11 protein-coding genes are annotated in these 12,017 nt (G+C 68.3%); 4 read left to right on the forward strand and 7 right to left on the reverse strand.

Going from position 1 to position 12,017, the window contains the following annotated elements; translation table 11 throughout:
* Positions 1-51: 51 nt before the first annotated feature.
* Positions 52-1,005: a LysR family transcriptional regulator gene (locus tag DL991_RS39945; protein WP_125789532.1), complete on the reverse strand. Its 954-nt coding sequence runs from the start codon at positions 1,003-1,005 to the stop codon at positions 52-54.
* Between the two features lie 201 nt (positions 1,006-1,206).
* Here DL991_RS39945 and DL991_RS39950 point away from each other — a divergent pair, with 201 nt between their 5' ends.
* From DL991_RS39950 to DL991_RS39960, 3 genes are read left to right on the forward strand one after another with little or no spacing between them, the layout of a single operon-like run.
* A complete protein-coding gene (locus tag DL991_RS39950) occupies positions 1,207-1,923 on the forward strand; it encodes a tRNA-dependent cyclodipeptide synthase (RefSeq protein WP_125789533.1) in 717 nt (238 codons plus the stop codon).
* Between the two features lie 2 nt (positions 1,924-1,925).
* On the forward strand, positions 1,926-3,239 hold the full coding sequence (locus DL991_RS39955; protein WP_125789534.1) for a cytosine permease: 1,314 nt from the start codon (positions 1,926-1,928) through the stop codon (positions 3,237-3,239).
* On the forward strand, positions 3,236-4,219 hold the full coding sequence (locus DL991_RS39960) for a LysR family transcriptional regulator (protein WP_125789535.1): 984 nt from the start codon (positions 3,236-3,238) through the stop codon (positions 4,217-4,219). The genes DL991_RS39955 and DL991_RS39960 overlap by 4 nt, the downstream gene beginning before the upstream one ends.
* 28 nt (positions 4,220-4,247) lie before the next feature.
* Here DL991_RS39960 and DL991_RS39965 read toward each other — a convergent pair whose 3' ends face one another.
* On the reverse strand, positions 4,248-5,699 hold the full coding sequence (locus DL991_RS39965) for a M1 family metallopeptidase (protein WP_125789536.1): 1,452 nt from the start codon (positions 5,697-5,699) through the stop codon (positions 4,248-4,250).
* A 280-nt stretch (positions 5,700-5,979) separates the two neighbouring features.
* Between DL991_RS39965 and DL991_RS39970 the strand changes: the two genes are divergently transcribed.
* Entirely contained in the window at positions 5,980-7,128 is a 1,149-nt protein-coding gene (locus DL991_RS39970) for an MFS transporter (protein WP_125789537.1), read from the forward strand.
* On the opposite strand, the gene DL991_RS39975 is transcribed toward DL991_RS39970, so the two are convergent.
* The 5 genes from DL991_RS39975 to DL991_RS39995 form a co-directional block, all read right to left on the reverse strand.
* Positions 7,120-7,611 (reverse strand): SDR family oxidoreductase, encoded by a 492-nt coding sequence (locus DL991_RS39975; protein ID WP_199754267.1) that lies wholly within the window; start codon positions 7,609-7,611, stop codon positions 7,120-7,122. The two genes, DL991_RS39970 and DL991_RS39975, sit on opposite strands and share 9 nt — an antisense overlap.
* Positions 7,612-7,822: 211 nt before the next feature.
* Positions 7,823-9,283 (reverse strand): cell wall metabolism sensor histidine kinase WalK, encoded by a 1,461-nt coding sequence (locus tag DL991_RS39980; protein WP_125789539.1) that lies wholly within the window; start codon positions 9,281-9,283, stop codon positions 7,823-7,825.
* On the reverse strand, positions 9,280-9,990 hold the full coding sequence (locus tag DL991_RS39985; RefSeq protein ID WP_125789597.1) for a response regulator transcription factor: 711 nt from the start codon (positions 9,988-9,990) through the stop codon (positions 9,280-9,282). Before DL991_RS39985 ends, DL991_RS39980 begins: the two co-directional genes overlap by 4 nt.
* Before the next feature lie 42 nt (positions 9,991-10,032).
* Positions 10,033-10,803, reverse strand: coding sequence for an ABC transporter permease (locus tag DL991_RS39990; RefSeq protein ID WP_233599276.1), 771 nt, complete (start codon positions 10,801-10,803; stop codon positions 10,033-10,035).
* Between the two features lie 23 nt (positions 10,804-10,826).
* Positions 10,827-11,741, reverse strand: coding sequence for an ABC transporter ATP-binding protein (locus tag DL991_RS39995; protein WP_125789541.1), 915 nt, complete (start codon positions 11,739-11,741; stop codon positions 10,827-10,829).
* Positions 11,742-12,017: the final 276 nt, after the last annotated feature.

Raw genomic sequence — 12,017 nt, forward strand, 5'->3', positions numbered from 1 at the left:
CGTCGGCCAGTCGCCGTGGTCGCTCTAGTGCCGCCTCGGCATGCCAGCGGGTTATCCGGCCACCATTTCGCCGTGCCGCTCCAGCCAGGTCCGATAGGGTGCGGATCTTTCGGCCATTCGCCGGTACTCGGCGGAGGTTCCGGCGGCCAGTTCCTGGATCCCTGGCACGCAAGGGCCGGCTTCGTGCCAGGCGAGCACATGACGGAGCTTCATCGGTGAGCCGGTCAGCGGCCGGATGACCAGGCCGTCCACCTCGGGCCGGGTCGGCTGGACGAGGCTGACGCCGTACCCGCCCGCGACGAGGTGCTCCCGGGTGACGTCCACGTCCACGTCATGGGTGATCCTCGGGTCGAACCCGTGCGCGAGGCACATCTCACGGAACACCGCACGGCATCCGTCACCACCGCTCGACACGATCCAGTCTTCGCCGGCGAGCTCGGCGAGGTCGATCTCCTTCCCGGTCGCGAGCCGGTGCCCGGCCGGGACCGCTACGAACGACGGCTCCCGCACAAGGGTCATGGTCCGTACCCCCGGTGGCACCGGGAGGACGCGCTTGCCGCAGATCATGATCAGCGCGAGATCGATGGCCCGGTGCGAGACCTGCGCGAGCAGCCGGGTGCGGGACGAGTCCGCACGGGTGCGGACCGGCCGGTCGGTGAACAGGTCTCGCAGGCCGCCGAGCAAGGGCGAGGCGAGGGCGCTGTCGTTCCAGCCGATGCGGATCGAGGTGTCCGTTTCGCTTCCCCGGCGGTGGAAGTCGTGCTCGAGTTCGTCGAAGGTGAGTACGATCACCTTGGCCCGGCGGAGGATCAGGGCGCCGAGTTCGGTGGGCCGCACCCCGCGCTGGTCGCGGTGGAACAGCGGGCCGCCGACCATCCGCTCGATCCGGCGCAACTGATGGCTGAGCGCGGGCTGCCCGAGCCCCAGTCCGGCCGCGGCGCGGTTCAGGCTGCCGTGGGAAGCGATCTCACAGATCACGCGAAGATGCCGAACCTGAATCTCCATGACTTCGTATACCGCACCGCGCCCCGGACTGGGCACCCTCGAAAGTTGCACCGACCTCCCCGTAATCCGATATCCACAGATCATTCGCGATTTCCCATAACCCGGTGACAACCGGTGACGGCAATACCGGCTCCCACGGCCGGTGGCTACGTTCGGTCGACGCGCCTATTCCCTCGCACATCACGCGAATCAGGAGTCCTCGTGCTTCGACCATCGCCACTCACCGAGCACTGTGCGGACCCGCTCATGCGAGCCGACCACGTCTGCCTCGGCGTCAGCCCGTTCAACAGCCATTTCACCGTCGATCGTATCGCCGATCTCGCTCGCTGGGCGATGTCGAACTTCCAGGGTTTCCATTTCTTCGTCCCGGACGGGCCGTCCGCGTTCACCCTCGAAGCACTCGGCTACAACCCGGTCCGCGCCGCGCAGAAGGCGCTGAGGCAAGGCAACTACACCCGGAACAAGATCATTCGTGCCCTTGAGCAAGTCTACCCAGGGGATTCACGGGAACTGATCCTCGACTCCACGGTCCTCGACACCAATCGCGCCTACCTGGGGCTGCTTTCCGAGGCGCACCACCGGTTCGCCACCGACCCGGAGTTCGCCGAGCAGTGCCTCGGCGCCACGGGCTGGGTGCTGGACAAGCGGCTGCCCGAAGGCGAACACCCCACTCGTGACCAGTTGCGCAGCGCGGTCCGGTACTTCCTGGCCGAGTTGCCGATGTTCGTCGGCACCGTCGCCGTGGCCGGGGTCGGCAGTTCCGTGTTCGCCTATCACCAGCGCGTCTCGTTCCTCGAACGGCTCTACCGCCGCGAACTGTCCTGGCGGCCGAGCCCGGGCCAGGGCTTCGTCGTCCTCGAAAACACTGTCTCCGGACAAGCCATTCCGGAGCAGGCCGTCCCGGAACGGGTGGAGTGACGGTGGAACACGACGACTTCTCCCTGCGCCGGGTGCCCGCCGAACGCCGCTACTCCTGGATTTCCGTCGCACTGCAACGGTTCGGGCAGGTGTCCTCGTTCCACCAGTTCCTGCTCGGCGCGGTACTCGGCTTCGGCATGACGTTCTGGGACGCGGTGCTGGCCATCACGATCGGTTCGGTACTGCTGGAGATCATCACCATCCTGATGGGCGTCGCGGGCACCCGGGAGGGACTTTCGACGTCGGTGCTCGCGCGCTGGGCGGGCTTCGGCACCGGCGGGTCTTCGCTGGTCGGGCTGCTGATGACGGTGAGCCTCGCGGGCTGGTTCGGGGTGCAGAACGACGTGTTCGCCCACGGCCTCCACGCGTTGATGGGCGGCCCGCCGGTGTGGGTGTGGGCGCTCGCCGGCGGCGCGCTGGTGACCGCGATCGTCGTGTTCGGCTTCCACGCGATGGCCTGGACGGCGTATCTGACGGTACCCGCTTTCCTGGCGCTGGCGGGCTTTTCGATCATCACCGCCCTCGACGACCACTCGCTGCCCGCGCTGATGTCCGAGCCGCCGCCGGGGCCGTCGATGTCGCTGGCGCAGGGCACCACACTGGTGGCGGGCGCGTTCATCATGGGCGCGATCATGACCCCGGACATGACCCGCTTCAACCGGACCGCGTCGGATGTGGTGAAGCAGACGCTGGTCAGTGTCACCCTCGGCCAGTACCTGATCGGCCTGATCGGGGTGCTGCTCGCGCACGCGGCGAAAAGCGCCGACGTGGTCGGGATCATCACCTCGTCGTCGGGGGTGCTCGGCACGCTGATCCTGGTCACCGCGATCCTGAAGATCAACGACTGGAACCTCTACTCGTCCTCGCTCGGGCTGGTGAACGCCGTCCAGGTGCTGCTGTCGCGGCGGCTGGACCGCACCGCCGCGACGTTGCTGCTCGGCGGGCTCGGCACGGTGCTCTCCGCGATCGGCATCCTCGACCATTTCACCGCCTTCCTGACCTGGGTCGGCGTGCTCACGCCGCCGGTGGCGGGGGTGGTGATCGCCGAGTACTACGTGGTCCGGCGCTGGAAACCGGAACTGGACGCCACCCGCGCCTCGGGGGAACTGCCTTCGACCTGTCCGTCGTGGGTTCCCGCCGCGCTGATGTGCTGGGTGGCAGGCGCCGCGGTGGGCATTTGGTTCCCGTGGGGAATTCCCACGGTGAACTCCATTTTCGCGGCTTTCCTACTGTATATTCTGATCGGCAGACGAACCACGGGCGCCTCGGCGCCCGTGGTGGTGACTTCTTCCGGCGGGTCGAAAGCTCGTTCGTGACAAAGGAGTTTGGCGTCGTACAGCTGGATGTGCAGCACCTGCGGGTGATCCGGGCGATCGCGGATACGGGCAGCCTGTCCCGTGCCGCGATCGCTCTCGGCGTCACCCAACCGGCGGTTTCCACGCAGCTCAAACGGCTGGAGAACATGCTGGGCTACCAGTTGTTCGACCGGTGCGAAGGCGGCGTGACACCGACGCCGATGGGCGAACTGCTGTTGCGCCGCACCGCCGCTTTGCTGCCACAGCTGGACAAACTGCTCGAAGACATCGAGCAGCGCAGCTGCCCCAGCGGCCCGCCCGGCGTCGTCCGGGTGGCGGCGGTGGCGAGCGCGCTGGTGGCGCAGCTGCCTTCGCTGGTGGCCAGGTTGTGGCCCGAGGTGTCGGAAGTGACCATGGTCCACGACGACCACCCGGAGAGACTGGTCTCGCTGCTGGCACAACAGCGCGTGGAACTGGTGCTGGCCAAGGACTATCCCGGGTACGAGCTGGAAGTACCAGAGGGAGTGGACACTGCGGTGGTGGCGACCGAGCCGACCTTCGTCCTGCTGCCGGAACGCCATCCGCTGGCCCGCGAGAAGACCGTCGACCTGCGCGACCTGCGGACCGACCCCTGGGTGATGGTGTCCGGGTCATCGGCGAACACGTTCACGAAGTACTTCGTCGACACGTGCGCACGGAACGGTTTCACGCCGTCCATCACGCATCAGGTGACTTCGCAGCAGGTGGCGCTGCTGGTCGTCAAGGCGGGCGCGATCGGGCTGTCACAACCGATCTGCGACCCGAAAGGCGACGGTATCGTGACCAGGCCGCTGGCCGGAGAAGTCTTGCCGCGCAGGCAGGTCATCGCTTGGCACCGGGACACCTTCGTGGCCGGGCGAAAGGCGGAACTGGCCGCGGCAATGGTCGAGACTTACTGGGCGGAAGCGAGAAAAGCGCCGATCTACGCCAGGTACCTGGAGTCCCGCACGGGCGCCGGGTGATACGTCACCGTCGCCCGCGCGGGAAGGATCACTGCCGTGGCGTAAGCGGGCCCGGGTAGAGAACCGCGTCCGGCGGTCGAACCGTGCCCTCGAGCCAGGCGTGGTTGAACTCGGTGAGATCGAGCTGGGTGACCGCCGAGACGTAGAGCGTGAAGTCGTGCCAATTCTGATTGCCCTGCAGGTTGATCAACGGAAAACCCTCCGCGATCTGGAAGAACAGCTCGTCGCCGATCAGGCGGCGCAAGGCATGCACCATGAGCACCGCTTTGGTGGTGGGCACGAACTCGGTCCCCTTGCCGGGATCGGTGAGTTTGGGCGCCCAGAACGCCGCGTCCCCGGCCGCCACCAGCTCGCGGTAACGCTGGTCCATGTCGACACCGTTCGCGGTCTCATCCCACAACCACACCGCGTAGCGCGCGAAGGATTCCGGCAACAGCGCGTCGCGCCACATCTTGTTGGTCACCCCGGCCCCCCACCATTGGTAAGCCGTGGCGTAGACAAGATCGGAGACGGTCGCCGAACGGCCGTACACCGGCCGTGTCTGCGCTCCGTGCACGTAGCCGAGGTCGCGGTCGACGAACAGCCCACCCGCCGCCGCCTGCGGGTACTCACCGAACTTGCCGGCGAGGAACTCCAGCACCTCGGGGAGCCGGTCGCCGATCGCCCGTTTACCGGTGGCACAGGGATCGTAGACGTTGGTCGCGGTCCGCCCGCCGGGAAGCGCGATCTTGTCGATCTGCCAGCGCCCGATGCCGAGCATCGCCGTATTCGGCGCGAGCGCGGTTTCCTCCGCCCAGGTGACGGTGTGCCGTCCGGGCCCCGCTGGCACGTCCGACACCTGAAGACCATTGCCCACCACGGAATACTCGTTCAGAACGGTGACGGAGACCCGCAGGGTCGCCTTGTCGACTTCGGTGCCGTTGACCGGGAACCAGGTCATCGCCGAGTGCGGCTGGCCGGTGGCGACGGCCGAGCCGTCGGCCATGGTCAGCCACCCCGTCCTGCCGCGCGCCGTCGTGATCGGTGCCGGGCGTCCGTCGTAGCGGACCGCGACGGTGAACTTCGCGCCCTCGGCCAACGGGGTCCGCGGGGTGATCACCAACTCGTGTTCACCCGCGCGCTGGAATGTCGCGGCCACGCCGTCGACGGTGACCGACCGTACCGTGAGCCCGCGCAGGTCGAGGTTGAACCGGCTCAGATCCTGCAGCGCCGTCGCGGTGATCGTCGCCTTGCCGCCCACCATCAGGAAGTACGGCGAGTAGTCGAGCGCGATCGAGTAGTCGGTGACGTCGTAGCCGCCGTTCCCGTCCTTGGGGTAGTAGGGGTCGGCACCGAGGACGGTTCCATCGGGTGAAACGTGCACGTAGCCGTCGCTGCCGATCGCCGGGTCTTCCGCGGCCGACGCCTGGCCGACGCCGATCATCGTGGTGGCCAGCAACGCGGTGCACAGTGGCTCCTGCCACCGAAGCCGCACGGTCATGAACGAGCCTTCTCTCTGCGAACTAAGTGGTTGCCAAAGGTCCTCGTACCGGGTTGTACTCGGGCCTTGCGGCCGTATGTCCAGCGGGAAGCCGGGCCGTCGAGACACCCGAAAGACTTCCGATGGTGACCGCTAAGGGACGATGCCCGACCATCGTGCGATTGTTCCGCCGTGTCCGGCACTGCCGGACGGCCATGTCGTGGGGTTATCCACGCCGATAACCCCACGGCATGGTCGTCCGGAAGTACCCGCGCGCCCGCTGGGAAGCGATCGTCGAGGCATGCTGCCCTTCCGTGCGCTGCTCGCGCTGACGACGACGGTCTTCCTCGGTTGCCTCGCCGAGGTCCTCCCCGCTGGGCTGTTGCTGAACATGTCCGAGGACCTCGGCGTGTCCCAGGCGGCGACCGGCCAGCTGGTGACCGTCTACGCGATCACCACCGCACTGACGGCGATCCCGCTCACCACCGCGACGCTGCGCGTGCCGCGCAAGGTGTTGCTGCTGGCGTTGATCATCGGCTTCCTGGGCACCAACCTGCTGATCGCCGTGTCCTCGTCGTACCCGCTGATCCTGGCGACACGGGTGGTTTCCGGTGCGCTGACCGGGGTGATGTGGTCGCTCGTCGCGGGCTACGCGATGCGCCTCGCGCCGCCTGGGCTCACCGGGCGCGCGCTGGCCGTGGCCATGTCGGGCACCCCGATCGGTTTCGCCCTCGGCGTGCCCGCCGGCACCGCGCTCGGCGAACTGGCCGACTGGCGCTGGGCGTTCGCCGCGATGGCGCTGATCACCGTGCCACTGCTGGCGTGGGTGCTCGCCGCGGTTCCCGCCGTCCTCGCGGATCCGACTCGCCCCACCCGGCCGCTGACCGCGTCACGGCTGCCCGGAATGCGGGCGCTGCTGGCGACGGTGGCGCTGTTCTCGTTGGGGCACAACGTGGCCTACACCTACATCGGCCCGATCCTCGCCGGCCTCGACGCTGTGGGAATGCTGGGGGCGGCCCTGCTGGTGTTCGGGTGCGCGACGGTGGGCGGGTTATTGGCGGTCGGTACCGCGCTCGACGGCCATCCGCGCGCCGTGCTGACGTGTTGTACCGGCCTGACGGCCGCGGCTGTCGTTCTCGTGGGGCTCAGTGACGGGATCCACGGCGTGGTCCTGGCCGCCGCCTGCCTGTGGGGACTGGCGTTCGGCGGCGCGCCGACCGCCTTCCAGGCCGTCACCGCCCTCATCGCGGGCCCCACGGCCGACGCCGCCCAATCACTCACGATCGCGGCCTGGAACGGCGCCGTCGCCGGCGGAGCACTCATCGGCGGTCTCCTGCTGCCACTGGGAACGGGCCTGCTCCCTTGGTGCGCCGCCGTCATGATCCTCCTACCGCTGCTGATCAGCCGGCAAGTCGTACCTTCAGCACCCGCGAGCCAGGTCTCACGATGACTTCCGCGTCCCGTTCGACCGGGCTCGTTCGCCGGGTCGAACGGGCAGCCAAGGGCTGACGATCATGACTGCTTCGCGGTTCGTCGGCACACTGTCCGGCATGATCTTCCTCCGCGCGGCCGTCGCCGCACTGGCTTTGGCCGGGTAAGAGACCGCGCGCCGCCGGGCGTAGTCGTCGAGGGTGCGGGCGGCGACCCTGGCCGGTTCGTCGGCCACCCGGGGGTCGATCGTGGCCGAGGTGCCGTCGAAGAACCCGGTCGAGATCGCGCCGGGGTGCGCGACCATGACGTGCACCCCGGTCCCCCGCGGTTCCTCGGCCAGCGCTTCGGAGAAGGAGAGCACGAAGGCCTTGGTCGCGGCATAGCTGGCCTGGTACGGCATGGGTTGGAAGGCCGCGGTGGACGAGACATTGATGATTCCACCGGAACCGCGGGAAGCCAGCTCGGTGCCGATCGCGTGAGTCAGCGTGAGCAGGCCGCTCACATTGAGTCCGACGGAGTTCAGCTGGGGCTCGAGAGGGCGGCCGCGGCCGCGACGAGCTGGTCCGCACAACGCAGGAGAGGTCGCCGCTGGCGGCATTGGCCGGACCTGAATTACGACGGCTCATGGCATTACCGGACCGCGCTGTCGAGCGCCCCTGACCGCGACAGAACCGGCGAGGACTTCGTGCCCTCCGTATGACACCGAACGCCACTCACACGTCGGCAGGATCGCCTGTTTCCGGCAGGGTCAGCCGGAAACAAGCGCCCTCACCGAGAGCGGTCACCAGCTCGACGTCGCCACCATGGGCCCTGGCCAGAGAACGGGCGATGGCGAGCCCGAGCCCCGCATTGGCGCCACCGGAGCGGCTCCGGGAGCGGTCGGCCCGGTAGAAGCGATCGAAGGCGCGGTCCGCCTGCTCGGCCGTCATCCCCGGGCCCGCGTCCGCCACTTCGAGCACAGAATGGCCTTCCACCGTGCCGACACCGATCCGGACAGGTGTGCCAGGCGGGGTGTGGGCGGCGGCGTTGCCCACGAGGTTGATCACGACCTGCCGCAGCCGAGCCTCGTCGGCATGGACCGGCGCGGGGCCGGGCGAGCCGGCGCCGCCCGGCCCGGTCAACTCGATCGGCCGGGACGGGTCCAGGGCGCGCAAATCGTGCCGGGCGTCGCCCGCGAAGGTCCGCAAGTCCATCGGCGCCCGATCAAGCTGTGCCTCCGGTGCGTCGTCGAGCTGAGCGAGCAGCAGGAGATCCTCGGTGAGGGCGGTGAGCCGGATGGACTCGCGGTCGATTCGCCGCATCGCCTTGTCGATGTCGGCCCGCGCCGGCAGCGCACCCATCCGCCAGAGCTCGGTCCAGCCTTTGATGCCGACGAGAGGCGTGCGCAGCTCGTGACTGACGTCCGCGACGAAGACGCGCATCCGGTTCTCGGACGCGGCACGGTCGGCGAAGGCCTGTTCGAGCTGGCCGAACATGGTGTTCAGCGAGGTCGCCAGGTGCCCGATCTCCGTCCCGGGTGATGCGAGAACCGGTACACGGCGGGAAAGGTCTCCCCCGGCGATCGCGGCGGCGGTGTGCTCGATCCGGCGCAGCGGCCGCAGGCCATGACCGAGCGCGAACCAGCCGGCCGTCGTCAGTAGGACGAGCAGCACGGCACCGCTGACGATGCTGGCCGCCCGGAGCTGCGCGATGGTGGCTTCGGCCTCGGTCAAGGGCGCGGCCGCGATCACCGTCCCCTGCCATCCCGTGGTCGGCAGGCCGACGGCTCGCCAGCGTCCGGACCCGTCCGCGGCGCGCAGGTCGACGGCAGTCCCGGTGGCGGGGATCGTGCGCAGCTCTTCGCGGGGCGGCAAAGCCGAACCGTCCAGCCGGGAAGCGTGGAGGTCGCCCGTCACCGCACCCGCCGCGTCCAGGTAGACCAGATAAGGAACGCCGATGGCGTCGGGAGCGGAGTCGCGGAGCTCGGGGCGCGCGAGGGAGTTCCCGATATCGGGCGGTCCCGTGGCGGGCACCCGCGAGATCACCGTGGTGACCGAGCGCAGCTGGTTGTCGATCCGGTCGAGCTGATAGCGCTCCACACGATCGGAGACGACCGCGCTGATGAGGCTCAGCCCGGCCAGCAACAGCCCCGAAGTGAGCAGCAGCAGCCTGACCCGCAACGAAAACCGGCTCACTGCCGCGGTTCCCGCATCACGTAACCCACGCTGTGCACCGTATGGATGAGTTTGGGTTCTTCGATGTCGACCTTGCGCCGCAAGTAGGAGATGTAGGTGTCGACGATGCTGGCGTCCCCCTCGAAGTCGTAGTCCCAGACGCGGTCGAGGATCTGCGTTTTGGACACCACCAGGCCCGCGTTCTCCATCAGGTAGCGCAACAGCCGGAATTCGGTGGCGGTGACATGGATCGGCCGCCCTGCCCTGCTCACCTGATGCCCGTCGACGTCGAGCTCGATCGTGCCCACCGTCAGCAGGTCGGTCTGGTGACCGGACGTGCGGCGGAGGATCGCCCGGATCCGGGCGATCAGCTCTTCCAGGTCGAAGGGCTTCGTGACGTAGTCGTCGGCACCGAGCGAGAGACCGGTGACCTTGTCGGCCTGACGATCCCTGGCCGTGAGGAACAGGACAGGGACCGGCCCGCCGCGGCCTGCCGATCGCTGCCGTCGCAGCCGCCGGACCACCTCGAAGCCGTCCATGTCCGGCAGCATGACGTCGAGCAGCACCAGATCGGGCGGCTCACCGTCGGCCGAGGCAACCGCCTCGGCGCCGGTCGACACGGAGGTCACGTGGAATCCCGCGAACCGCAGGGTGGCGGAGAGCAGCTCCCGGACGGTGGCCTCGTCGTCCACCACCAGGAGCCGCTCAGCGCGTCCATGAGGCGTCATCGCCCGACTTGATCGTTCCACTCCGCCAGGATACGAAGGCCGTCACACGTCACGGCGCCGCAGGACGACGAACCCGGCCGCCACTACGACCAAGACCCCGACGCACATCCCACCCAGGTTCAGCCAAGGGTCCGGGTAGGCGGGATCCGGGACCGTCGCGAGGATCGCGGCCGCACCCCGCGTCGGCCAAAAGGCGAAAAGGCCTTCGAGCGCGGGGAAGAGGCCGGCGATGGCAGGCACCAGGAAGACGATTCCCACCAGGGTGGCCAGTGCTCCGGCGGTGGCTCGCATGAGCACACCGAGCCCGACCGCGAGCAGCGCGATGGCCGAGAGGTAAAGCCCCCCGCCCGCCACGGCGGAGAACACGCCGGGATCACCCAGCGCCGCGTTCGGCACGTCCTGAGCGGCCAAGAGCGCCTGTCCGAGGAAGAACGACACGAACATCAGTACTTGGCCCGCCACCAGCCCGATGACGGTGGCCAGCACCGCCTTCGCCGCCAGCAGCCGATGCCTGCGGGGCGTGGCCGCCAGCGACGACTGGATCGAGCCGGTCGCGTACTCGGAGGTGATGATCAGGAGACCCACCACGCCGATGATCAGCTGGGCGAGGATGAAGGACTTCAAGCTGAGACCGGTCGGATCCCAAACCGCCTGTTCCGCGGGCGTCGACGTCTCGTACGTCGTCCCGGCGGAGCTCATGGAGATGGCCGTGATGCCGAGTCCGACCACGAAGAGCCCGGCCAGGGTGTACCAGGTGGAACGCAGGCTGCGGAGTTTGATCCACTCCGCGTGGAGAGTGTGTGCGAAGGCCACTTCAGACTTTGCCGCGAGCCAGTTCATGCGGCGGCCCCCTGGTACTCGACACTGTCCTTCGTCAGTTCCATGAACGCTTCCTCCAACGAGGGTTGTTGCGGAGTGAGTTCGCCGAGCGCGATGCCGTGGTACGCGGCGAGCTTGCCGATCTCGGCACTCGTCATGCCGGAAACCACGAGCGAAGACTCGAGCCCTTCCCGCACAACGGCCCCGGCCGCGGTCAACGAGAGCGCGAAGGAGTCCCGCTCCGCCGTACGGACGAGCACAGTGCCCTCGCCGTTGGACCGCAGGAACTCGCTCATCCCGGTATCAGCGATGAGCCTTCCCCGGCCGACCACGACCAGGTGATCGGCGGTCTGCGCCATCTCGCTCATGAGGTGACTGGAAACCAGCACCGCCCGGCCTTCGCGCGCCATGGAACGCATGAAGTCCCGGATCCACCGGATACCCTCGGGATCCAGGCCGTTCACCGGCTCGTCGAAGATCAGCACCCTCGGATCACCCAGCAGGGCCGCCGCGATGCCGAGCCGCTGCCGCATACCGAGCGAGAACCCTCCCGCTCGTTTGCCCGCCACGTCCTCGAGCCCGGTCCGGGCGAGCACTTCGCCGACCCTCTGCCGGGGCAGCCCGTTGCTCACCGCGAGCACCAAAAGGTGGTCGTACGCCTTCCGGCCGCCGTGGACCGCGCCGGCGTCGAGCAGCGCGCCCACCTCGGTCAGCGGTACGGGCAAGTCGGTATACCGGCGTCCGCCGATCTTGACCGACCCTCGGGTGGGCGCCGCCAAACCCATGATCATCTTCATGGTGGTGGACTTGCCCGCCCCGTTCGGCCCGAGGAATCCGGTCACCTGCCCGGGTTCGACGGTGAACGACAGGTCGTCCACCACGGTGTCGGGCCCGTACCGTTTGGACAGCCCCTTTACTTCGATCGTTGTCATGGCATCGACCTTGCCGAGCCGGGCTGACCGATCTCTGAGAGCTTCTGTGAAAACCCTGGGAATTGCCTGCCGGCGTCGCGGACGGGCCATACTCGACCATTCCCCTGAGGGGGAAGTGGTCACCAACCGCGGCTGTGAAGATCATGCGGGCGCCGTCCATCTCATTCGTGCCTGCCGGTCCGCGACCGGCACGAAAGGGCACTCTTATGTGCCCGAAATCCGGAAACCTCGCGCCCACGCCGAACGACAACTCCATAGTGGACACGGTGCCGTCGG

It is taken from the genome of Amycolatopsis sp. WAC 01375, assembly GCF_003947325.1.
Classification (GTDB): Bacteria; Actinomycetota; Actinomycetes; order Mycobacteriales; family Pseudonocardiaceae; genus Amycolatopsis.

Coding starts and splice junctions, on each gene's coding strand:
- DL991_RS39945 (WP_125789532.1), bottom strand. CDS start 1,005: ATGGAGATTCAGGTTCGGCATCTTCGCGTGATCTGTGAGATCGCTTCC.
- DL991_RS39965 (WP_125789536.1), bottom strand. CDS start 5,699: ATGACCGTGCGGCTTCGGTGGCAGGAGCCACTGTGCACCGCGTTGCTG.
- DL991_RS39970 (WP_125789537.1), top strand. CDS start 5,980: ATGCTGCCCTTCCGTGCGCTGCTCGCGCTGACGACGACGGTCTTCCTC.
- DL991_RS39985 (WP_125789597.1), bottom strand. CDS start 9,990: ATGACGCCTCATGGACGCGCTGAGCGGCTCCTGGTGGTGGACGACGAG.
- DL991_RS39995 (WP_125789541.1), bottom strand. CDS start 11,741: ATGACAACGATCGAAGTAAAGGGGCTGTCCAAACGGTACGGGCCCGAC.